At 35.0% G+C, this 22,574-nt stretch carries 30 protein-coding genes and 1 riboswitch; of the genes, 27 read left to right on the forward strand and 3 right to left on the reverse strand.

Annotated elements, in window-relative coordinates; all coding sequences use genetic code 11:
* Window positions 1-83: 83 nt before the first annotated feature.
* The 17 genes from rpmG (at window position 84) to gcvPB (ending at window position 13,321) form a co-directional block, all read left to right on the forward strand.
* Window positions 84-233 (forward strand): 50S ribosomal protein L33, encoded by a 150-nt coding sequence (rpmG, locus tag C7J88_RS02255; RefSeq protein ID WP_095116787.1) that lies wholly within the window; start codon window positions 84-86, stop codon window positions 231-233.
* Window positions 234-895: 662 nt separating this feature from the next.
* Complete coding sequence (locus C7J88_RS02260; RefSeq protein WP_095116789.1) at window positions 896-1,450, forward strand: 5-formyltetrahydrofolate cyclo-ligase; 555 nt, start codon at window positions 896-898, stop codon at window positions 1,448-1,450.
* Between the two features lies 1 nt (window position 1,451).
* Entirely contained in the window at window positions 1,452-2,891 is a 1,440-nt protein-coding gene (locus C7J88_RS02265; RefSeq protein ID WP_095116791.1) for a rhomboid family intramembrane serine protease, read from the forward strand.
* A 1-nt stretch (window position 2,892) separates the two neighbouring features.
* Window positions 2,893-3,096 (forward strand): YqgQ family protein, encoded by a 204-nt coding sequence (locus C7J88_RS02270; RefSeq protein ID WP_095116793.1) that lies wholly within the window; start codon window positions 2,893-2,895, stop codon window positions 3,094-3,096.
* A complete protein-coding gene (locus tag C7J88_RS02275) occupies window positions 3,093-4,073 on the forward strand; it encodes an ROK family glucokinase (protein WP_095116795.1) in 981 nt (326 codons plus the stop codon). Before C7J88_RS02270 ends, C7J88_RS02275 begins: the two co-directional genes overlap by 4 nt.
* Window positions 4,074-4,079: 6 nt before the next feature.
* Window positions 4,080-4,391 carry an MTH1187 family thiamine-binding protein gene (locus tag C7J88_RS02280; protein WP_095116797.1) on the forward strand — a complete coding sequence of 104 codons (312 nt, stop codon included), beginning with the start codon at window positions 4,080-4,082 and terminating at the stop codon, window positions 4,389-4,391.
* A 27-nt stretch (window positions 4,392-4,418) separates the two neighbouring features.
* Window positions 4,419-5,042: an MBL fold metallo-hydrolase gene (locus C7J88_RS02285; RefSeq protein ID WP_095116800.1), complete on the forward strand. Its 624-nt coding sequence runs from the start codon at window positions 4,419-4,421 to the stop codon at window positions 5,040-5,042.
* 66 nt (window positions 5,043-5,108) lie between these two features.
* On the forward strand, window positions 5,109-6,083 hold the full coding sequence (gene comGA, locus C7J88_RS02290; protein WP_095116803.1) for a competence type IV pilus ATPase ComGA: 975 nt from the start codon (window positions 5,109-5,111) through the stop codon (window positions 6,081-6,083).
* The gene (gene comGB, locus C7J88_RS02295; RefSeq protein WP_095116805.1) at window positions 6,052-7,119 is read left to right on the forward strand and encodes a competence type IV pilus assembly protein ComGB; all 1,068 of its coding nucleotides are present in this window, start codon (window positions 6,052-6,054) and stop codon (window positions 7,117-7,119) included. The genes comGA and comGB overlap by 32 nt, the downstream gene beginning before the upstream one ends.
* Before the next feature lie 11 nt (window positions 7,120-7,130).
* Window positions 7,131-7,451 carry a competence type IV pilus major pilin ComGC gene (gene comGC, locus C7J88_RS02300; RefSeq protein ID WP_095116807.1) on the forward strand — a complete coding sequence of 107 codons (321 nt, stop codon included), beginning with the start codon at window positions 7,131-7,133 and terminating at the stop codon, window positions 7,449-7,451.
* The gene (gene comGD, locus C7J88_RS02305) at window positions 7,441-7,872 is read left to right on the forward strand and encodes a competence type IV pilus minor pilin ComGD (RefSeq protein ID WP_157728687.1); all 432 of its coding nucleotides are present in this window, start codon (window positions 7,441-7,443) and stop codon (window positions 7,870-7,872) included. The genes comGC and comGD overlap by 11 nt, the downstream gene beginning before the upstream one ends.
* Window positions 7,869-8,144 (forward strand): prepilin-type N-terminal cleavage/methylation domain-containing protein, encoded by a 276-nt coding sequence (locus tag C7J88_RS10735; protein ID WP_095118129.1) that lies wholly within the window; start codon window positions 7,869-7,871, stop codon window positions 8,142-8,144. Before comGD ends, C7J88_RS10735 begins: the two co-directional genes overlap by 4 nt.
* Window positions 8,059-8,553 (forward strand): competence type IV pilus minor pilin ComGF, encoded by a 495-nt coding sequence (locus C7J88_RS10625; protein WP_095116813.1) that lies wholly within the window; start codon window positions 8,059-8,061, stop codon window positions 8,551-8,553. The genes C7J88_RS10735 and C7J88_RS10625 overlap by 86 nt, the downstream gene beginning before the upstream one ends.
* Window positions 8,554-8,718: 165 nt before the next feature.
* Window positions 8,719-9,243: a shikimate kinase gene (locus C7J88_RS02325; protein ID WP_095116816.1), complete on the forward strand. Its 525-nt coding sequence runs from the start codon at window positions 8,719-8,721 to the stop codon at window positions 9,241-9,243.
* Window positions 9,230-9,324, forward strand: a riboswitch (glycine riboswitch). (Overlaps the previous gene by 14 nt.)
* 78 nt (window positions 9,325-9,402) lie before the next feature.
* Complete coding sequence (gene gcvT / locus C7J88_RS02330) at window positions 9,403-10,494, forward strand: glycine cleavage system aminomethyltransferase GcvT (protein ID WP_095116818.1); 1,092 nt, start codon at window positions 9,403-9,405, stop codon at window positions 10,492-10,494.
* 12 nt (window positions 10,495-10,506) lie between these two features.
* On the forward strand, window positions 10,507-11,856 hold the full coding sequence (gene gcvPA, locus C7J88_RS02335; RefSeq protein WP_095116819.1) for an aminomethyl-transferring glycine dehydrogenase subunit GcvPA: 1,350 nt from the start codon (window positions 10,507-10,509) through the stop codon (window positions 11,854-11,856).
* The gene (gcvPB, locus tag C7J88_RS02340) at window positions 11,846-13,321 is read left to right on the forward strand and encodes an aminomethyl-transferring glycine dehydrogenase subunit GcvPB (protein ID WP_095116820.1); all 1,476 of its coding nucleotides are present in this window, start codon (window positions 11,846-11,848) and stop codon (window positions 13,319-13,321) included. The genes gcvPA and gcvPB overlap by 11 nt, the downstream gene beginning before the upstream one ends.
* A gap of 54 nt (window positions 13,322-13,375) precedes the next feature.
* On the opposite strand, the gene C7J88_RS02345 is transcribed toward gcvPB, so the two are convergent.
* A complete protein-coding gene (locus C7J88_RS02345; RefSeq protein WP_371866986.1) occupies window positions 13,376-13,708 on the reverse strand; it encodes a rhodanese-like domain-containing protein in 333 nt (110 codons plus the stop codon).
* A gap of 179 nt (window positions 13,709-13,887) precedes the next feature.
* Between C7J88_RS02345 and C7J88_RS02350 the strand changes: the two genes are divergently transcribed.
* The gene (locus C7J88_RS02350) at window positions 13,888-14,718 is read left to right on the forward strand and encodes a lipoate--protein ligase family protein (RefSeq protein WP_095116824.1); all 831 of its coding nucleotides are present in this window, start codon (window positions 13,888-13,890) and stop codon (window positions 14,716-14,718) included.
* A 47-nt stretch (window positions 14,719-14,765) separates the two neighbouring features.
* On the opposite strand, the gene C7J88_RS02355 is transcribed toward C7J88_RS02350, so the two are convergent.
* Window positions 14,766-14,996 (reverse strand): SA1362 family protein, encoded by a 231-nt coding sequence (locus tag C7J88_RS02355; RefSeq protein WP_095116826.1) that lies wholly within the window; start codon window positions 14,994-14,996, stop codon window positions 14,766-14,768.
* A gap of 14 nt (window positions 14,997-15,010) precedes the next feature.
* Window positions 15,011-15,616 carry a hypothetical protein gene (locus C7J88_RS02360; protein ID WP_095116829.1) on the reverse strand — a complete coding sequence of 202 codons (606 nt, stop codon included), beginning with the start codon at window positions 15,614-15,616 and terminating at the stop codon, window positions 15,011-15,013.
* Window positions 15,617-15,707: 91 nt separating this feature from the next.
* Here C7J88_RS02360 and C7J88_RS02365 point away from each other — a divergent pair, with 91 nt between their 5' ends.
* From C7J88_RS02365 to C7J88_RS02405, 9 genes are all read left to right on the forward strand, one after another.
* The gene (locus C7J88_RS02365) at window positions 15,708-16,778 is read left to right on the forward strand and encodes a M24 family metallopeptidase (protein ID WP_095116832.1); all 1,071 of its coding nucleotides are present in this window, start codon (window positions 15,708-15,710) and stop codon (window positions 16,776-16,778) included.
* Between the two features lie 18 nt (window positions 16,779-16,796).
* Window positions 16,797-17,354, forward strand: a complete 558-nt coding sequence (efp, locus tag C7J88_RS02370; RefSeq protein WP_095116835.1) for an elongation factor P — start codon at window positions 16,797-16,799, stop codon at window positions 17,352-17,354.
* A 148-nt stretch (window positions 17,355-17,502) separates the two neighbouring features.
* Window positions 17,503-17,952, forward strand: a complete 450-nt coding sequence (gene accB, locus C7J88_RS02375; RefSeq protein WP_095116838.1) for an acetyl-CoA carboxylase biotin carboxyl carrier protein — start codon at window positions 17,503-17,505, stop codon at window positions 17,950-17,952.
* Between the two features lies 1 nt (window position 17,953).
* Entirely contained in the window at window positions 17,954-19,306 is a 1,353-nt protein-coding gene (gene accC / locus C7J88_RS02380; protein ID WP_095116840.1) for an acetyl-CoA carboxylase biotin carboxylase subunit, read from the forward strand.
* A gap of 23 nt (window positions 19,307-19,329) precedes the next feature.
* Window positions 19,330-19,701, forward strand: a complete 372-nt coding sequence (locus C7J88_RS02385; protein ID WP_095116842.1) for an Asp23/Gls24 family envelope stress response protein — start codon at window positions 19,330-19,332, stop codon at window positions 19,699-19,701.
* A gap of 23 nt (window positions 19,702-19,724) precedes the next feature.
* The gene (gene nusB, locus C7J88_RS02390) at window positions 19,725-20,111 is read left to right on the forward strand and encodes a transcription antitermination factor NusB (protein WP_095116845.1); all 387 of its coding nucleotides are present in this window, start codon (window positions 19,725-19,727) and stop codon (window positions 20,109-20,111) included.
* Window positions 20,112-20,125: 14 nt separating this feature from the next.
* Window positions 20,126-21,469: an exodeoxyribonuclease VII large subunit gene (xseA, locus tag C7J88_RS02395; RefSeq protein WP_095116848.1), complete on the forward strand. Its 1,344-nt coding sequence runs from the start codon at window positions 20,126-20,128 to the stop codon at window positions 21,467-21,469.
* Window positions 21,456-21,680, forward strand: coding sequence for an exodeoxyribonuclease VII small subunit (locus C7J88_RS02400; protein ID WP_095116851.1), 225 nt, complete (start codon window positions 21,456-21,458; stop codon window positions 21,678-21,680). The genes xseA and C7J88_RS02400 overlap by 14 nt, the downstream gene beginning before the upstream one ends.
* Window positions 21,661-22,542 carry a polyprenyl synthetase family protein gene (locus C7J88_RS02405; RefSeq protein WP_095116854.1) on the forward strand — a complete coding sequence of 294 codons (882 nt, stop codon included), beginning with the start codon at window positions 21,661-21,663 and terminating at the stop codon, window positions 22,540-22,542. Before C7J88_RS02400 ends, C7J88_RS02405 begins: the two co-directional genes overlap by 20 nt.
* The last annotated feature ends 32 nt before the right edge of the window (window positions 22,543-22,574 follow it).

Raw genomic sequence — 22,574 nt, forward strand, 5'->3', positions numbered from 1 at the left:
AAATTAAATTTATACTTTTCAATTTAACAAGAAAATGATATGATAATAAAGTCGTATTTTGAAGAAAGATTAGGAGGGGTAATATGCGCGTAAACGTAACGCTTGCATGTACAGAATGTGGAGACCGTAATTATATCTCTACTAAAAATAAACGAACTAACCCAGAACGTATTGAAATGAAAAAATTCTGTGCACGTGAAAACAAACAAACTTTACACCGTGAAACAAAATAATTTAATCTTGGGCTAGAACATGTCATTGTTCTAGTCTTTTTTTGTTTTCATACGAAATGTACAGTCATAATCATTGAAAATAATATATGAACCAAGTGATATATTTATATATACATTAATATAATACTTCTTCATTACAATTCACACCAACTTCGCTTGTGATATTATTATTTTTAAATATCATTTAGCTTTAATTTTTGCTCATTTTAATATATGCTTGTATATAGATATAACAATTTTGTAACTGTAAATGATATCGCCATTGATAAGAAATGCTATAAAACGTGAAGTATCTTTACAAGCAGCATAGATATCATTATAAAAATAACTACAAAACAAATTGTATTTATATTAAAATATAGTTTGAGGCGATACGCTTCATGTTTTGAATATGAAAGAAGGTGAAACATATGGCAGAGAAAAAAGCTTCTATTTCAGGTCGTGTCGTAGAAACAAAAGAAGGAAAAATCAAAGGCACAGTTGATCAAGCAACTGAAAAGAAATAATCCTTCTCCAAAACCAATCTTTATAGCGTATGATCGCTATAAAGATTGGTTTTATTTTTGTGGAAATTTGTTTCCGTAGATCCTGTTTAATATTACGATATTCATGACACTCAAGCATTTGCACGTTATAATAGCTTATGATAGGAGGGAAATGTCGTGGATAAAAAAACAATACGAAAAGAAATATTGAAGAATATGAAACACCTTCAACCAATACAAAAAGTGGCTGCAGATAATTCGTTACATCAACAATTATTAAATCATCCGTATTACCAAAAAGCCAAAAAAATAGGGATTGTATTATCTATGCCGCATGAAGTCAATACTGATCCACTCATTGAAAAAATGCTTAAAGATGGCAAACAAGTTTTTGTTCCTTCGACTAATTACACAGAAAAAACAATGAATTTCCAGCAACTCAATGATCTTAAAGATGTCGTGCATGACGAGAAAGGAATACGTTATATTCCTGAAAAGACAGATATTAATAATCATTTAGATTTGGTTATCGTACCTGGTGTTGCATTTAATAAAGATGGTTATCGCATTGGATATGGCGGTGGTTATTTCGATCGTTATCTGAATACATATGATGTCGATACGATAAGTTTAATCTATGATATTCAACTATGTGATGCCTTGCCAATTGAAGCGCACGACTATCCAGTCGCACATCTTATCATTGCTAAAACATCAGAACTCGGAGGGTAATATGCTAGACGAAAAAGATTTGTGGAAATCAAGCTACATATGGATACGTTACTATGGATATTCATGTGTGCACTATGATAAAGAAAGACAAGAAGTTTGGTTAGCAAACAAACAAAAACAACATGTTGCGATATTTAAAACAGGTAGCTACACATCACAATCTTTAGAATTTGACAAAGATCGTATTTTTGAACACCAAGAACAAATCAATGAATTTCTAAAAATTGAAGTGACAAGTTATGATATTTATTTCTTCACTCAAAAGCCGTTCAACCAAGCTATTCTCAATGTGACAACTCCAATTCAAATTAGATTTCATTCCGTGCAAAACTTAAAAAATCTTTCAAAAAAATTGGCACACCCAATAGCTAAAAGACATCTTTTACTTAACAATCGTAAATCACATGACTTTTACAAAAACCGTGTATTAAATCAAAATCTAATCGAAAAAGGGATGTTTCAATTTACACCAGTGACCTTTAGTTTAATAACCATCAATATATTGATATGGATTTGGGCAACATTTTTCATGCCGCATCATACTGATATTGAAATTATTGATTTAGGTGCACTCGCACATTTTAACGTTGTACATGGCGACTGGTATCGACTCATTTCTTCTATGTTTCTACATTTAGATATTGAACACCTATTACTCAATATGATGTCGCTCTATATATTCGGTAAGCTTGTCGAAGCATATACGAGTTCATTAAAAATGCTTGGAATATACTTTGTCTCTGGAATACTTGGTAATTTACTAACCCTTGCTTTTAATACAAATAGTTTATCTGTTGGTGCAAGCGGAGCAATATTTGGACTCTTAGGTGCACTCGTTGCATTATTAACAATTAGTAAACAGTACAGTCAAAAAACAATATTCCAATTATTGATTGCAGTCGTTATTATGGCAGTAATTTCAATCTTTATGCGTAATGTAAATATTATTGCGCATCTTGGCGGGCTTATTGGTGGCATATTGATTGTATACTTAGGCTATTATTACCAAATTTCAAAAAAAGCGTTTTATTGGTTGCTAGGTGTTGCGATTGTATTGACAGTCATGTTGTTAGTTAAAATTTTTATGACGCCAAGTGAAAATATTTACAATCAAATCATCCAAGAACAAATGCAAAAGAAACACTACACACAAGCAGAAGAGATGATTGAACAAACGATTAATCGAAATTATGCAGATGATATGACTTACTATTTGTCAGGAATGGTCATTGCATCGCAAAAATCTAAAGCAGAAGCTATTGCAGAATGGGAACGTGGTTTACGAAACTTTCCAAACTCTGTACAGCTCAATTATGTTATGGCGATTGCGAATCGTTCTTTAGGAGACAATAAAAGTGCAAAAAAATTTATTAAGAAAGCCGCTGAAATTGCACCCGAAAATAATAGTGTAAAAATCTTAAAACGAGAGTTGGATGATTGATATGGAAACAAAACTCAATACATTTTATGATGTACAGCAACTTTTAAAGAAATTCGGCTTTATTATTTATTTTGATGACAAAGAAGATATGTTAGAGATGATTGAACAGGAACTCAAATCTTTATTTAAGCATCAATTAATTACACGAGAACAATTTATACAATCTCGTCATATCGTTAATGAGAGAAGGCTAAATCGTCTATGAAGAAAAAGATTATATTTGCCGCTGATATCGGTGGAACAACTTGTAAATTAGGGATATTTGATCAAAATTTGCGTTGCATCCAAAAATGGGCGATTAACACTGATACATCCGATCAAACCGGAGTTCAGTTACTCAAGCAAATACACAATGCTTTCGTCGAAAAATCGACTATGTTAAATTATCAATTAGAGGATGTCATTGGTGTCGGTATCGGCGTTCCTGGCCCAGTTGATTTCGAAACAGGGGTTGTACGTGGTGCTGTGAACTTAAATTGGCCTGAAAGTGTACCAGTTGCCAAAATTATGTCAGGTTTGTCAGGAAGGCCAGTGTTTGTAGACAATGATGCTAATGTTGCGGCACTCGGAGAAATGCACAAAGGTTCCGGTCAAAACCATTCTGATATTGCGATGATTACCTTAGGCACAGGTGTTGGCGGTGGTATTGTAAGCAATGGTAAAATTGTACATGGACACAATGGTTCAGGCGCTGAAATCGGTCATATTCGTGTCGACCATGATCAACGCTTCAAATGCAATTGTGGCAAGTCAGGCTGTATTGAGACGGTTGCTTCAGCTACGGGCGTCATCAATCTCGTTCATTATTATCACCCACAACTTTCCATTCAGTCTCAACTGTTACCATTGATCAACGATAATAGTGTATCTGCAAAAGATGTGTTTGAGGCTGCGAAAAAAGGCGATCTGTTTGGTCTCTTCATTGTTGAGAAAGTATCACAATACATCGCATATCTTGCAAGCATTTTAAGTGTCACCTCCAATCCGAAATACATCATTGTAGGCGGAGGTATGTCGGAGGCAGGGCATATTTTGATAGAAAATATAAAAACGGCTTACCAACAAATTGTTTTTACACCTGCACAAGAAGGAACTGAAATATTACAGGCTCAACTTGGTAACGATGCGGGTATGGTTGGCGCTGCTGGATTAATTAAAACGTATATGATAGAAAAGGAGTAGATATAAATGGCAATTGTAGATGTAGTCGTTATCCCAGTAGGAACAGAAGGTCCTAGTGTCAGTAAGTATATTGCAGAAATTCAAACAAAATTAGAATCATTTAAACAAGAAGGTAAAATTAATTATCAATTAACACCGATGAACACTTTGATTGAAGGAGATTTGAAAGATTTATTTGAAGTGATTCAAGCTATTCACGAATTACCATTCAACAAAGGATTAGATCGTGTATGTACAAATATTCGTATTGATGACCGTCGAGATATTGAACGTGAAATGAATGATAAAATTGCGTCAGTTCAAAAACATTTGAAATAGTAAAATATCTTGGATTGGAGTCAAATTATGAAAATATCATTTTTAACACTTGGAATCGCTGAGACAAACGCATATTTTGTAGAGAATGATTCAGAGCTTCTATTAATCGACCCGTCTGGTGAACCAGAAAGAATCATTTCTAAACTATCATCTATGGATAAACCATTAATTGGTATACTATTGACACATGCACATTTCGATCACATTGCTGCACTGGATGCAGTTTTGGCATATAAAGATGTTCCTGTATATATGCATCCAGAAGAAGTAGACTTTTTAGATGATCCAGAAAAAAATGGTTCTGCAAAATTTGCTATACATGGGTTACCGATTATTACGAGTCAAGCAACACCAAAACTTCAAGAAGAAGGTTTTATGCAAATTGGTCAATTTAAAATAAATGTATTGCATACACCGGGTCATTCACCTGGAAGTTTGACTTATGTATTTGATGACTTTGCAATTGTTGGAGATACGCTATTTAATAATGGAATTGGGCGAACAGATTTATATAGAGGTAATTACGAAACATTAATCGATTCCATCAAAGATAAAATTTTTGAGCTTGATGAAACGTTACCGTTATATCCAGGTCATGGTCCTTCAACCACTGTTGAACAAGAATATATGAATCCATTTTTAAACGGATAAATTTATCACATAAATAAAAGTAAAAAAATCACCTCTTGCGTGTATATAGGCAAGAGGTGATTTTTTATGCAGTTTTTATTGGATACCGTCCTACAACATGCATTGTCTGAAGGTGCATCCGATATACATTTTATTCCATCATCAGACCATGTTGAAGTAAAACTACGTGTCAATGACCAGTTATCATTATACGACTCATTAAATTTAGAGACATATCAGCGTTTATTAACACTATTAAAATTTCAAGCTGGTCTTGATGTATCTTCCAGACATCGTGCTCAAAGTGGGAGATACATCTATCATTTTAAAGATTTATATTATTTACGTGTGTCAACTTTGCCCATTAATTTAGGCAATGAGAGTTGTGTTATTCGTATTACTCCACAGTATTTTCAGAATATTGCACTGGAAAATACAGAGGATATATGCAGTTTAATGGAGAAGAAACAAGGTCTAATACTCTTTAGCGGACCTACTGGTGCAGGCAAAAGTACGCTTATGTATCAAATGGTTCTCTATGCAAAGCAAACACTTAATCTTAATGTCATCACGATTGAAGATCCAGTCGAGAGGCTTATTAATGGTGTGACACAAATATCTGTTAATGAGAAGGCAGATATTACATATAATGCTTCACTAAAAGCAATCTTGCGCTGTGACCCTGATGTCATACTTATCGGCGAAATTCGCGATGCATCAATAGCTCATGATGTGATACAAGCCAGCTTGAGTGGACATCTAGTGCTCACAACAATTCATGCTAATGATTGTCAAGGCGTTTTGTTACGCTTAATCGAAATGGGCGTATCAAAACAAGATTTACTACAAGCTACTAATTTAATTGTAAATCAACGTCTTGTCACCACAACCGAACAAAAAAGAGAACTTGTTTATGAAACGATGTTACACAATGATATACAGCACTTTTTTGAACATAACTTTCAATTACCAGAATCATTTTCTAGCTTATCGGATAAACTTAATTTGTTGAAAGAACAGGGGGTCATCGATGCGGCAACTTATAGAAAATATCGAACATAGACGTACACAATCATTCATAAAAAGCAATCATTTACTCATCATAGATCGAACATGTCAGTTGTTGCTACATGGCTTTACATTGATTGAAGCAATTCAATTTATTCATCAACAGCTAAACATTAAAGATGAAAAATTTAATCAACAGTTTCTACAAACAGTTGTACATGAAGGATCTTGTTACGAAATCTTTAAATATTTAAATTATCCTGATATTATTTTGATGCAAATATATTTTGCGGAAAAATATAGTGAATTAAGCGAGACATTAGCACAATGTTATCTGTTTTACGCTAATCACTTGAAGCTTAAAGCACAATTTATGAAAGCAATCCAGTATCCTTTCATCCTTCTGTTTATTTTTTTGATACTCATTCTAACCCTTAATCACACAGTCTTACCTGAATTCGACCATATGTATGAAACGATGCAAATCAAACGCACTTTTCTTCAATCTTTACTTAAAGCTTTTATTTCTCATTTTCCGATGTTGCTAACCATCACACTTTTAACGACACTTTCTGCTTTGCATTTGTTTAAGAAATGGCTAACGAAACAATCTATGCAAACACAAATATATGTATTAACTCACATTCCAATCTTCAAAAAATATTATCGTTTATTTACCACTTATCAAATATCCCAACACTTTGTACTCTTTTTCAAAAATGGCATCACACTCAATGACATCATCAAAATTTATTTATCTCAAAATGAAAATGCCTTTCTCAAATATATTGGTGAATCTTTGCAATCAGAACTACAAAAGGGATACCCATTTTCAAATATTTTACGTACATTAAATTGCTTTGAAGACAATTTTATTTCATACATCGAACAAGGCGAACAACGAGATAAGTTGGATGTTGAATTAATGATTTATAATCGATTTCTTATGGATCATATTCAATCTTTTATCACACGACATATCAAGCTTATTCAACCTATTATGTTTCTATTCATAGGTTTGCTTATTATGGGTGTTTATTTAGAAATGATGTTACCAGTTTTCGAAATGATGCAATCCATACAACAATAGGAGTGATAATGATGAAAAAATTATTTTTAACATTGAAACAAAACAAAGCTTTTACACTAATTGAAATGTTACTTGTCCTTTTAATCATTAGTGTATTGCTTATCTTAATTATCCCCAATATCGCAAAACAATCTGATCATATTCAAAAGACTGGGTGTAAAGCACAAACTCGACTTGTTGACAGTCAGATTGAAGCTTATACATTAAAATTTAACCATAAACCAAATTCAATTGATGATCTTGTGAGAGAAGGATACATCAAAGAGAATCAAAAAACATGTAAATCTGGTGAAACAATCCGAATTCAAGATGGTGAGGCTGTTGCATCATAAACAGGGTTTTACATTAATTGAAATGTTAATCGTCTTATCTGTCATTTCTATCTCTCTCTTTATTGTTATACGACACAGCACAGAGATTTATTCTCCTAACAATTTAGACGATCAAATCAAGTTGCTGACGAGTAAAATCGACTATTATCAGTCTAGAGCAATAAAAGAAAAACAAACAGTACTCATGGTTTTCCGACCTGATCGGAATAATATTCGCATCGTTTTTCAAAAATACCACAAAGATATCTTTGTACCGCTTTCTCCATTACACCTAGATATGAACAGCAACCTCCATACACTTGCTTTTAACTCAGACGGAGAGATTATGAAGTTTGGGCGTTTAAATTTTAAATATCATTCAGAAAGCTTTTCTATTATTTTTCATATTGAACAAGGGAGGTATCGCATCATCAAAACATGAATCGTTATGGATATACACTTATCGAAGTACTTTTTGCATTTTTCCTTTTTTCAATAATCTGCTTGTCTCTCATTCCAATCTTACACCAATTAGAAAACAAATACGCAGAAGTACAGCAAGAGCTCGAACTGCAACGGACATTATATTTCTATCTCAAAGAAAACCCTCTGGAAAGGCGAACAGAATATGGGCATTTTACTATTTATACAACACATCAAAAAGTTTGTATTACGCACATGCAAACAAACGCAACATACTGTTATAAGTTCTAAAGGTTTCACGCTGATTGAGTCACTCTTTTCTCTAGTCATTCAAATGCTGATTGTCGTTTTACTACCTGTTTTGATTTTGGCACTATTTAACTTTAGAACAAGTTTTATAAATGATACATCGTATTTACAAGAATTAATGGCTAAGGAAATTGGTTACCATTTACATGAACCAGAGGCAAAGATAATCGGTTTTAATCATCATGCTTTAAATATTAAAAATGGTTTAACTACCTATTGCTACTATATTCAAAACACTAAGTTAATCAAGCAAGTAGACACAAAAGGAAATATAACAGTTCTTAACGGCGTGAAAAATATTAAATTTAGCCGTATTGGCAAGAAAAATATTAAAATCGATATCACATTTTTAGAAGGGAATAGCTGGATTGAAAAAAATTTTATTATCTAATAAAGCTTTTACTTTACCACTAATGTGTATACTCTTCAGTGCGTATATCCTATTTATTTCTTTTATTATGATCATCTATACATTAAAATTAAATGCATTAGATGGATTGTCTGATTATTATAAAAATGAAATTAATCATACCTTAAAAACTAAAGAGGTGAAAATATGAGCACACTGAAACGACCGATTATTTTAATTGGCTTTATGGGAGCAGGCAAAACTTCAGTTGGTCGAGCATTAGCCCAAGATTATCAATGTCGCTTTGTTGACCTAGATGAACATATCGCTTCATCTGAAAGTATGTCAATTCCTGACATATTTAGTCAATATGGTGAAAATACTTTTCGTTCGTTTGAACATAAATATTTACAACAAGCAATGGAACAATATGAGATTATCTCAACAGGTGGCGGTATCATTTCATCAGATGAAACATTTCAATTTTTAAAAATGGTGAATGCCGATATCATCTGGTTGGATGCGCCATTTTCCGTTTTATACGCAAGAATTAAAGATGATCCGAATCGCCCAAAAGCGAAGAATAGCCAGAAGGAAACATTAAAAAACTTGTACTTGTCACGTGTTTCACGATATAATGAAATCGCATTCATAAAGGTGTCTACAAATAGCACTTTCAATGAAACAATTGCTACAATTGAAAAAAATATTTCTGCGAATGATCAGTATTAGAGAGAATGGCTTTTGCCATCGCCGAAGGAGCAAATGATGAGGCATCATGAAACTCTCAGGCAAAAGGATAATATTGTGACGCATTCCTGAAGATATTTCAACAGGGTTGTATTTTCATCTTAAATACGCCCTGTTTTATTTATTATAGGAGGGTATGTTATGACACAAGAGTTGAAACAAACACCGCTGTATCAAGAATATGTTGCTGCAGGGGCAAAAATTGTAGAGTTTGGTGGCTGGGCAATGCCTGTTCAATTTTCTAGTATCAAAGAAGAACATAATGCAGTCCGCTCAAAAGTTGGCTTATTTGATGTCAGCCACATGGGAGAAATTTTAGTTGAGGGAGAACAAGCACTTGATTTAGTGCAATACGTGCTCTCGAATGATACAGATTTATTAACAGAACAAAAAGCACAGTACACATGTTTATGTAATGAACATGGTGGTGTCATCGATGACCTCGTTGTATATAAATTAAGCGATCAAAAATTATTACTTGTTGTTAATGCTGCAAACACTGAAAAAGACTACAACTGGATTGTAGAACATACAAGTCAATTTAACGCAAAAGTGACAAATGTTTCAGCAGATTATGGACAACTTGCCATTCAAGGACCAGAAGCACGTAAACTAGTACAAGATAACACGGATGTTGATGTCAGCGAATTAGGTATGTTTGAATTTTATCAAAATGCTACATTCTTCGGTAAAAACGTCATTTTATCACAATCTGGTTACACAGGTGAGGATGGCTTTGAAGTTTACTGTTCAAGTGAAGATATTGTCGACCTATGGAAATCTTTACTTGATAACGATGTGACACCATGTGGATTAGGCGCACGTGATACATTGCGTTTAGAAGCTGGTCTTCCATTACACGGCCAAGACTTATCTGAAGATATCACACCTTATGAAGGTGGTGTTGCATTCGCTGCAAAACCATTAATTGAAGCAGACTTTATTGGTAAAGCAGCACTTAAAGAGCATAAAGAAAATGGTGCACCAAGACGTACTATCGGTATTCAAATGATTGAAAAAGGCATTCCGCGTACAGGCTATGCTATTTTAGATCTAGAAGGCAATGAAATTGGCGTTGTAACTTCTGGTACACAATCACCATCAACAGGCCATTCGATTGGTTTAGGTCTGATTCAACGCGATGCGTTTGAAATGGGTAAAGAAATTGTAATTCAAGTAAGAAAACGACAAGTTAAAGCAAAAATTGTTAAGAAAAATCAAATTGAAAAATAAGGGGTGAAGGCATTGAGTCATCGTTATATTCCGTTAACTGAAAAAGATGAAAGACAAATGCTAGATACAATTGGTGTTAATTCCATTCAAGATTTATTTGGTGATGTACCTGAAAATGTTTTATTAGATAGAAATTTAGACATTGCAGATGCAGAATCTGAAACACAACTCTTAAAAAGATTAAATCGTGTCGCAAGCAAAAACATTACAAAAGAAACACATACAAGTTTCTTAGGTGCAGGTGTATATGATCACTATGCGCCATCAGTTGTTGATGCAATGATTTCTCGCTCAGAGTTCTATACAGCATACACACCATATCAACCTGAAATTTCTCAAGGTGAATTACAAGCTATTTTCGAATTCCAAACAATGATTTGTGAATTAACAGGCATGGATGTTGCAAACTCATCAATGTACGATGGTATGACAAGTTTTGCTGAAGCATGCTTATTAGCTTGGTCTAAAACAAAGAAAACAAAATTAGTCGTTTCAAAAGGTTTACACTATCAGGCTTTACAAGTATTACACACATACTCAAATATCAGAGATCAGTATGAAGTGGTAGAAGTTGATCTTGACGGTACAATTACTGATCTAGAAAAGTTACAAGCAGCAATCGATGATGATACAGCTGCTGTTGCAGTTCAATATCCAAACTTCTATGGTTCAATTGAAGACCTAGAAAAGATCAAATCTTTTGTTGAAGGTACAAAAGCATTATTTATTGTTTATGCAAATCCATTAGCACTTGGTTTATTAACACCACCGGGAGAATTCGGTGCAGATATCGTTGTTGGTGATACACAAGTATTTGGTATCCCATCACAATTTGGCGGCCCACATTGCGGTTACTTTGCAACAACGAAAAAATTAATGCGCAAAGTGCCAGGTCGTCTTGTTGGACAAACTCAAGATGATGAAGGTAACCGTGGTTTTGTATTAACATTACAAGCGCGTGAACAACATATTCGTCGTGAAACTGCTACTTCTAACATCTGTTCAAACCAAGCATTAAATGCACTTGCTTCATCTATTGCTATGTCAGCATTAGGTAAACAAGGATTACAAAATATTGCTGAACAAAATATGGAAAATGCTAATTATGCAAAAGATGCGTTTAAAGAAAAAGGATTCGATGTATTAGACGGTATCTCATACAATGAGTTCGTCGTGAAGTTTAATCATCCGATTTCAGAGATTAATAAACAATTATTAGAATACGATATCATTGGCGGGTTTGATTTAAGTGTTGCAGATAAAGCATTTGAAAATCATATGCTTGTAGCTGTAACAGAACTGCGCACAAAAGCCGAAATTGATTATTTTGTAGAGAAAGCTGGTGAGCTCAATGACAAGTAAATCAAGTCCATTAATTTTCGAACGTTCTAAAGAAGGTCGTTACGCGTATTCATTACCACCAAAAGAAATTGACAATGGTGTAGCAAAAAAATTACTCGATGATAAATTCATTCGTAAAAATAAAGCAGAGTTTCCGGAAGTATCAGAATTGGATCTTATTAGACATTATACTGAACTTTCTAATAAAAACTTCGGTGTCGATTCAGGTTTCTATCCTTTAGGTTCTTGTACGATGAAATACAACCCTAAAATTAATGAAAAAGTTGCACGTATTCCAGGATTTACAGAATCACATCCGTTACAAGAAGTTGAACAAGCACAAGGATCATTAGAGATTATCTATTCGTTACATGAAGAATTGAAAGAGATTACTGGAATGGATGAGATCTCATTACAACCTGCTGCCGGAGCACACGGTGAATGGACAGCATTGATGATATTCAAAGCGTATCATATCAAAAATGGCGATACCCAACGTGATGAAGTCATCGTACCAGACTCTGCACATGGTACAAACCCAGCTTCTGCAGTATTTGCCGGTTTCAATGTGGTAACAGTTAAATCTAACGAAAAAGGTGAAGTTGACATCGATCACTTAAAAGAATTAGTGAGCGAAAAAACAGCTGCTATTATGTTAACGAACCCTAACACATTAGGAATCTTTGAAACAAATATTATGGAAATCCGTGATATCGTACATGAAGCAGGCGGATTATTGTACTATGATGGTGCTAACTTGAATGCCATTATGGACAAAGTACGTCCTGGCGACATGGGATTTGACGCAGTTCACTTGAACTTGCATAAAACATTCACAGGTCCGCATGGTGGTGGTGGTCCTGGTTCAGGTCCAATCGGTGTTAAAAAAGCATTGCGTGAATTTTTACCAAAACCACTTGTTATCAAAAACAATGATAAGTTTGAATTTGACAACTCAATGGAAAATTCTATCGGTCGTGTAAAACCATTCTACGGTAACTTTGGTATTTATCTTCGTGCTTATACGTACATCCGTACAATGGGATACAAAGGTCTAAAAGAAGTTTCTGAAGCAGCTGTTCTGAATGCAAACTATATGAAAGCGCGCTTAAAAGATACTTTTGTTATTCCATTCGACCAATACTGTAAGCATGAGTTTGTATTAAGTGGAACAAAACAAAAGAAATTAGGTGTGCGAACACTAGATATGGCAAAACGCCTGTTAGACTTTGGCGTTCATCCACCAACAGTATACTTCCCATTAATTGTGGAAGAGGGCATGATGATTGAGCCAACTGAAACAGAATCAAAAGAAACGCTTGATTACTTCTGTGATGCATTAATTCAAATTGCAAAAGAAGCTGAAGAAAACCCAGATATTGTTCTTGAAGCACCACATACAACTGTGATTGACCGATTAGACGAAACAACAGCAGCTAGAAAACCTGTTTTAAAATTTGAAGGTTTAAAAGCTGAAAAAGAATAAAATAAACTAAAAAAATCCTAGAGATGAGTCGTTTGCTTATCTCTAGGATTTCTTCTATTTTTTGGACTTCACTTTACCCGTCCATTTTTTATAGCCGCCTTTTAACATATAAAGCTCTTGGTAGCCTTTTCTTTTAAGGGTTCTTGCTGCTCTATAACTTGCAATGCCGTTTGCATCGACAAGATAGATTGGTTGGTCTTTTCTCAGCCCTTGATAGCGTTGGCGAAAAATAGTCATCGGAATATTTCTAGCACCGACAATATGGCCATAATCATAATCTGCTTTCTCACGCAAATCAATCACTTGAGCCTTACGTAATCCTTGTTGAAATTCCTCTTGATTTAATTCTTTAACAGCTCTTTTATTCAATAGATATTGAATAACCATCCAAATAATTAGAGCAGCTAAAATAATTAAAATAGTCACAGCTGTGTTACTCATCTTGCATCCTCCCTTAAATACCGATATTATTATTATAAGACTGATAGGATAAATTATCAAAATTTTTATGTTAAGATATCATATAAAAAAAGAAATATTACAACATAGCAATGGAGGCATTTATTGTGACAGAAACTTGGCATTTTATCAATACTGGTAGCCATGACCCATACTATAATATGGCATTAGACGAGGCCTTACTCAATTTTGTTTCTCGTGGCGAAATTGACCCGGTTGTTCGTTTTTATACATGGTCTCCTCCAACATTATCAATTGGCTATTTCCAGCGATTAGAAAAGGAGATAGATATCAATAAAGTTCAAGAAAAAGGATATGGACTTGTTCGCCGTCAAACAGGGGGGCGTGGGGTGTTACACGACAAAGAGTTAACGTATAGTGTCATTGTTCCAGAATCTCACCCTGCCATGCCTAAAACAGTCACTGAAGCGTACCGCATTATTTCAACTGGTTTATTAGAAGGGTTTAAGTTACTCGGTTTTGATGCATACTTTTCAATTCCACGATCTAAAGAAGAGCGAGAAAAACTTAAACAGCCTAGAAGCTCTGTTTGTTTCGATGCTCCTAGTTGGTATGAACTCGTCGTCGAAGGTAAAAAAATTGCAGGTAGCGCGCAAACAAGACAAAAAGGCGTCATTTTACAACACGGCTCGATTTTACAAGATGTCGATATTGATGATTTGTTTGATATGTTCATTTTCAAAAATGATCGTTTAAAAAATAAAATGAAAGAAGCATTTGTGGAGAAGGCGATTGCAATCAATGACTTGTCTGATACACATATCACATTAGACGAAATGGAAACAGCTTTTAAAGAAGGATTCCAAAAAGGATTAGACATTACGTTTAAACCATTAACACTGACGCCTTCACAATTAGAAGAAGTGAAGTCACTTGAAGAAAAATATCGTTCTGACGAATTTTTATATCGAAAATAATTAAAGGGCAACTGTCATGCAATTTGACATGTTGCCCTTTTTTATATTTATCTACGTTTACGGTGCTTCCATTTATTTTTCCAAATAATTTTTTTGATCTCTCGTTGATCTTTTGTAAGGAAAAAGAAATAATATAACAGATATATCACAACGATAACAACGAGTAATGTGATAAGCGTATTTGTGATACTTAGTAAGAAGGCATCTAGATTAGTGATTAATCCAATGAACGCTACAATCACGATTAAACCAAATAGTATTTTTTGTAATATATGCATCTATGTCGCCTCCTTTATTGCTGATTTTCGTCTGATGTATCCACTTTAATACTCGTAAGTGATTGACGGCCTTGTTGAATGATTTTTTCATCTTTTTTGACATAACCTTTACGAATTTGCTTAAAGGCACCTGTCACATTTTTCTGGATCTCACGGACATTTTTATGTTGTTCTTTCACTTCATCATCTTTCTTCACAACATCTAATTCGCCAGCATCTACTTCGTAACGATCCACAGCAAGTTCATGATCGTCAATGACCGCTTCTAATTGTTCAATGACTTTTTCTTTCTTTTTGTTCTTCAACACATCTTTGTCAAGATTTTGATACGCATGTATGATATCAGTAACATCACCGTAGTATTTTGATGATACTTCATAATACTTTGCAAGTTGATGATTTTGCTTTGCTTTTTTCGTATCTTTTGTATCTTTTTCTAAAGCTGTTAATTGTTTTTCTTTCGCTGAAATATCATTTTTTATTGACTGATTTTCTAATTTTAATTCATGATTTGCATCTCGTAGTTCTGTACTTTGTTCTTCTAAGGGCAATAGATTTTGATTTCCACAGCCGGCTAGTAGAATAAATGTACTGAAACTTAAAAAAATAATTTTCTTCATTTTTTGCTCCTGTTTTGGTGTTTTACGCTATACATCACTCTATTTTAAGGTATCATATAAATAAGTACAAATATTCTAGGAGGGGATTTGTTTGAAACACCGTATTGAAAAGGCAAAACTCATACTAAAAGATCAAGATTTAGATGCATTGCTCGTATTGACCGACTATAATCGCCGCTATCTATCAGGATTCACTGGTACAAGTGGCGCATTAATCATTACATGTTCCGAACAATTTCTATTTACAGATTTTCGCTATACTGAGCAAGCTGCGAAACAAGCTACTGAATATGTAATTGTTGAACAACAAGGGGACCTCATGTCAACATTGCAAAGACACATTAAAGATAATGATTACCAAAATATTGGATTTGAAGGACATATTGTTTCATACGACACATATGTGAAACTAAATGAAGGTTCACATCAGCTGAAACCAATAGGTGAAGCAATTGAACACATCAGAATGGTTAAAGATGAAGGTGAGATTGCAAATATTAAAAAAGCGGCAGAAATTGTCGACAAAGCTTATGAATATATCTTAACAGTAGCAAAAGCAGGAATGACAGAAAAAGAGCTTAAAGCACTTTTAGAAAGTAAAATGTTGCATTTAGGTGCCGATGACACGTCGTTCGATACTATTGTTGCTTCAGGTTATCGTGGTGCTTTACCACACGGTGTGGCATCAGATAAAGTTATTGAATCGGGTGATATGGTGACATTGGATTTTGGTGCCTATTATAATGGGTACGTTTCCGATATTACACGGACATTTGCAGTCGGACAACCATCAGATGAAATGATTAAAATATATAATATTGTATTAAAAGCACAAAAAACTGCTGTATCTCAAATTAAATCAGGAATGACTGGCATGGAAATTGATAAAATTGCACGTGATATTATTGCAGAGGCTGGATACGGTGAAAACTTTGGTCATTCACTCGGACACGGTATCGGTTTGGAGATTCATGAGAGACCAATGTTATCGCATAAGGCAGACAACATTTTACAACCAAACCACTGTGTCACAGTTGAGCCAGGTATTTATGTGAATGGTATAGGCGGTGTTCGCATTGAAGATGATATATTAATTCAAGAAAATGGCGGTCAATGCTTTACTAATTCAACAAAAGACCTTATTATTTTAAAAGAAGAGTGATTCTGAGGAGGAAACATTATGATTTCTGTAAATGATTTTAAAACAGGACTTACCATTTCAGTTGATAATGGTATTTGGAAAGTATTAGAATTCCAACACGTTAAACCAGGTAAAGGGGCTGCATTCGTAAGATCAAAATTACGTAACCTACGTACTGGTGCCATCCAAGAAAAAACATTCCGTGGCGGCGAAAAAGTTGAACCTGCTATGATTGAAAATCGTCGCATGCAATACTTGTATGCTGATGGCGATACACATATCTTTATGGACAACGAAACTTTCGAACAAACTGAACTTTCTACATCTTATCTAGAGCATGAGTTGAAGTTCTTGAAGGCAAACATGGATGTTCATATTCAAACATATGAAGGCGAAACAATTGGCGTTGAATTACCAAAAACAGTTGAACTTGAAGTAACAGAAACTGAACCTGGTATTAAAGGTGACACTGCAACAGGTGCAACAAAATCAGCAACAGTTGAAACAGGCTATTCATTAAACGTACCACTTTTCGTAAACCAAGGAGACGTTTTAGTGATTAATACTTCTGACGGAAGCTACGTTTCACGTTCATAATCAAGCAACTGGGAAAATCAAATTTTCATTTGACTTTCCCAGTTTTTTCGACATTGGTTAACACCTATCAATTATGACTTTGCTTGAATTGGCCTACTCGCTCAAGTAAAATGAGAAGATACAAATCATTATTGAGGGAGTAACCAATATGAACTTTAATGAGATAAAAGAACTAATCGAAATGCTTGATCAGTCGAATTTGACTGAAATTAAAATTGAAAATAAAGATTCAAAAATCAGTTTAAAAAAAGAAAAAATTACGCAACAAATAACAGCTGCATCTGTGCCAAATGTTGCACAAGTCAATCCAGAACCTTCACCAATAGAACAAACATTGCCAGTACAACAAGATGTCACTGAAGAATTGAAAACAATCAGTGCACCAATGGTTGGTACATTTTATAAAGCACCTTCACCTGAAGAAAGTCCATACGTACAAGTCGGAGATCAGGTCAATCCAGAAACGACTGTCTGTATCCTTGAAGCAATGAAGCTATTCAATGAGATTCAAGCAGAAGTGAGTGGGGAAATCGCCGAAATTCTTGTGGAAGACGGACAAATGGTTGAGTATGGCCAAGCGTTATTCAAGGTGAGATAGTATGAAAAAAGTATTAGTAGCAAACCGTGGCGAGATTGCAGTACGTATTATTCGTGCATGCCGCGAATTGGGGATTCAAACAGTAGCGATATACTCTGAAGGCGATAAAGATGCATTACATACTCAACTAGCTGATGAAGCCTACTGTGTTGGACCAAAGCAATCAAAAGACTCTTACTTAAATATTCCTAATATCTTATCAATTGCAACGTCTACTGGATGTGATGGTATCCATCCTGGATATGGTTTCTTAGCAGAAAATAGTGACTTCGCTGAATTATGTGAAGCAGTTCAACTTAAGTTTATTGGACCAAGCTATCAAGCGATTCAAAAGATGGGCATCAAAGATGTCGCAAAAGAAGAGATGAAACGCGCCAATGTGCCTGTTGTTCCTGGTAGCGAAGGGCTTGTAACAACGATAGATCACGCAATTGAAACAGCTAACAAAATTGGTTACCCCGTCATCATTAAAGCGACTGCCGGCGGTGGCGGCAAAGGGATTCGTATCGCTCATGATGAAGAATCGCTCATAAATGGCTATAAGATGACCCAACAAGAAGCAGAGACAGCGTTCGGTAATGGGGGATTGTACCTTGAAAAATTCATCGAAAACTTTCGTCATATTGAAATTCAAATTATCGGTGATGAACACGGTAACGTAATCCATTTAGGCGAAAGAGATTGCACGATCCAAAGACGTATGCAAAAGCTCGTTGAGGAAGCACCGTCGCCAATTCTTTCGACATCTAAACGCCAAGAAATGGGCGAGGCGGCTGTTCGTGCGGCAAAAGCTGTCGGATATACGAATGCTGGAACAATAGAGTTCATCTATGACCTAGATGACGATGCGTTCTATTTTATGGAAATGAATACGCGTATACAAGTTGAACACCCAGTTACAGAAGTTGTCACTGGTATAGATTTATTGAAGCTTCAACTTAAAGTTGCGATGGGAGACGTGTTACCATATAAGCAGGAAGATGTTTGTATTAATGGACACGCGATGGAATTTCGTATAAATGCAGAAAATCCGTACAAAAATTTCATGCCATCTCCCGGTACGATTACACAATATTTAACCCCCGGTGGCTATGGCGTGAGAATTGACTCGGCTTGTTATATGAATTATGCAATTCCACCGTATTATGACTCAATGGTAGCTAAACTTATTATTCATGGAGAGACACGAGAAGAAGTACTTCAGACAAGTATACGTGCGCTCAATGAGTTTGTCATTATGGGTATTGATACAACGGTTCCTTTCCATATTCGTCTACTGCAACATCCCGTATTCCGAAGTGGCAAATATAATACAAAATTTTTAGATATTCATGATGTGATGAAGGAAGATTAATAAAGAAATCGGAGGTTTAATCAATGACAAAATCAATAGAAAATTACAATCCGAATCTCGGTAATGTGGAAATTGTACCAGAAGTCATCTCAGTAATCGCAAGCATTGCGGCGTCGGAAATTAAAGGTGTACAAGGTATGTTTTCAGATAAGAAAAATTCAACTTTAGAACGACTTGGCCGTAAAAATTTAAGCAAAGGTGTAAAAATAGAAACATCTGAAAATGAAATTATTATTAACGTCTATTGTTCATTAAAATATGGTGTTAAAATTTCTGATACTGCGCTAAAAGTTCAAGAATCAATTCATAACGCAATTAAAACAATGACAGCATTAACACCTAAACAAGTCAATGTACACATAACACACATTGATATGGGAAAACCTAAAAGCTAATATCGACAGAATGGAGCATTAACATGAGTAGAAAACAAGCGAGAAGCCAGGCATTCCAAACTTTATTTCAACTAGAAATGAAAAATTCCGATTTAACCATTGAAGAAGCGATTAGCTTTATCAAAGATGACTATCCAGATCTCGATTTCGACTTTATTCAATGGCTTGTTTCTGGCGTGAAAGATTATGAGCCTGTTTTAGATGACAAAATTTCACCACATCTCAATGGCTGGACAATTCCGCGCTTACTTAAATCTGATCGTATTATTTTAAGAATGGCTACTTTTGAGTTGCTTCACAGTGAAACACCGCCTAAAGTGATTATCAACGAAGCAGTAGAGCTCACAAAGCAATTCTCTGATGACGATCACCATAAGTTTGTCAATGGTGTATTAAGTAATATTAACTAAGATAGAGTGATATCATGGAAAAATATTTAACGGTCTCAGCATTAACCAAATATATAAAATACAAGTTTGATCAGGATCCTCATCTGCAATCCGTGTTGATAAAAGGGGAACTATCTAACTTCAAACGTCACAGTAGTGGACATCTTTATTTTGCGTTAAAAGATGAGAATAGTGTGATTAGTGCAATGATGTTCAAAGCTGTCGCAAATCAACTCGACTTTGATCCCAAAGAAGGAGACCAAGTCATCGTTGAAGCGCGTGTTTCAGTCTATGAACGCCGAGGCAGTTATCAGATTTACGTAAATAAGATGCAATTGGATGGCGTAGGAAATCTGTATCAAAAGTATGAACAGTTGAGAAAGCAATTAGTAAAAGAAGGTTATTTTGACGCAGCACATAAAAAACCGATACCACAATATCCAAAAAAAATTGCAATTATTACAGCTAGTACAGGGGCAGCGATACGAGATATTTTAAATACATTACAAAGTCGATATCCACTCGTTGAACCAGTTAAAATTAGTGCACTTGTTCAGGGTACACATGCGGCTGAAGATATTGTTGATAAGTTGAAGTATGCGGATTCGTTAGATGTTGATACGATTATTGTCGGTCGTGGTGGTGGTTCAATTGAAGATTTATGGAGTTTTAATGAAGAAATTGTCGTAAAGGCCATATTCGATTGTAAAACGCCTGTCATTTCAGCTGTTGGACATGAGACAGACACGACACTCAGCGACTATGCTGCAGATGTTCGTGCAGCCACACCAACACAAGCAGCTATGATTGCAACACCGGATCAGCAGGAGCTCTATCAATTACTAGAAAAAAGTCAAAATTATTTACAACGTTATATCAACCAATATTTAAAACATGCGAGACAGTCATTAGCACGATATCAAGATTATTACAAATTCAAACAACCCACACTGCTCTATGAACAACATATTCAAAAACGAGATGATTTGGATCGCACGCTTCATAATGCAATGGATAATATCATCCAGAAACAACAACAACGCCTAAAGCTCATAGAACAACGTTTTTATGTACGCCATTTACACGATGCAATTAAACGTGATCAACAAACAGTGAGTCAAACGCAAGAAAAACTCCATCGTGAAATGAAAAAGTTCATCACTCAAAAACGTCAATTGCTTGTTCAACAAATCACTTCGCTTGATAACTTAAGTCCAACTCGAACAATGTTACGTGGTTACTCTATCATCAAAAAAGAAGGAGACGTCGTAACAAGTAGTCATGATTTAACAACAGGCGCACAAATCGAAATTACAATGAAAGATGGCCAGGTGGACGCCATTATTGAAAGGGTAAGGTGTGAAGATGACAACAGATAACCAATCGTTTGAAACAATGATGCATGAATTAGAAAATATCGTAAAACAATTGGATAATGATACGGTTTCTTTAGAAGAATCACTTGCTCTCTACCAAAAGGGTATGGCATTGTCAAAAGCATGCGAAAAAACTTTAAAAGAAGCTGAGAATAAAGTGTCAAAATTAATTGAAGATGAGGCTGATGATACAAATGAATCAAAGTCTGAATAAATTATTAGCAACTTTTAATGACACGCTGATGGCAAGTATAGAAGCGTCAAAATTGAATACAGACCTTGAACAGAGTATGCTCTATTCTTTAGAAGCTGGTGGCAAACGCGTACGACCTCTTTTACTTTTAGCAACGTTAAATATGCTTCAACCTAATCAATATGAAAAAGGCATGCAGACAGCCGTTGCACTTGAAATGATTCATACGTATTCATTAATTCATGATGATCTGCCTGCAATGGATAACGACGATTTACGTCGTGGTAAACCAACCAATCATAAAGTATATGGAGAATGGTTGGCAATTCTTGCTGGTGATGCTCTGTTAACGAAAGCTTTTGAATGTGTAAGTAACGATCATTCACTAACAGCGGAAACACGTGTAGCATTAATCTCATCATTAAGCGATGCAAGTGGACACCGTGGTATGGTTGGTGGGCAAACTTTAGATATGCAAAGTGAATCCCTAGACGTTCCACTCTCCGTTCTTGAACAAATTCATCTTCATAAAACAGGTGCGCTTATCCGTTTCGCGGTACATGCTGCAACAATCATTGCAAACACAAATGAAAATGAACAACAACAATTGCTTCAGTTCGCCAATCACTTAGGTATCATTTTTCAAATCAAAGATGACTTGCTTGATCAGTATGGGACGACTGAAGCATTAGGTAAACAAACAGGCAGTGATGATGCAAATAATAAATCAACGTATGTAACATTGTTAGGTCGTGCTGAAGCCGAAACAATTCTCGCACGCCATGTTGCTGACGCAGAGGAAATATTAGCTGTCCTGTCTCAAAAATATAACACAACAGACCTTGATTATTTATTAAAGCTTTTTTATCAACGTCAAAATTAATTTGTTTCTATCTCGACAGATCAATGGGTGTT

Source organism: Staphylococcus muscae, assembly GCF_003019275.1.
In the GTDB taxonomy this organism is placed as follows: domain Bacteria; phylum Bacillota; class Bacilli; order Staphylococcales; family Staphylococcaceae; genus Staphylococcus; species Staphylococcus muscae.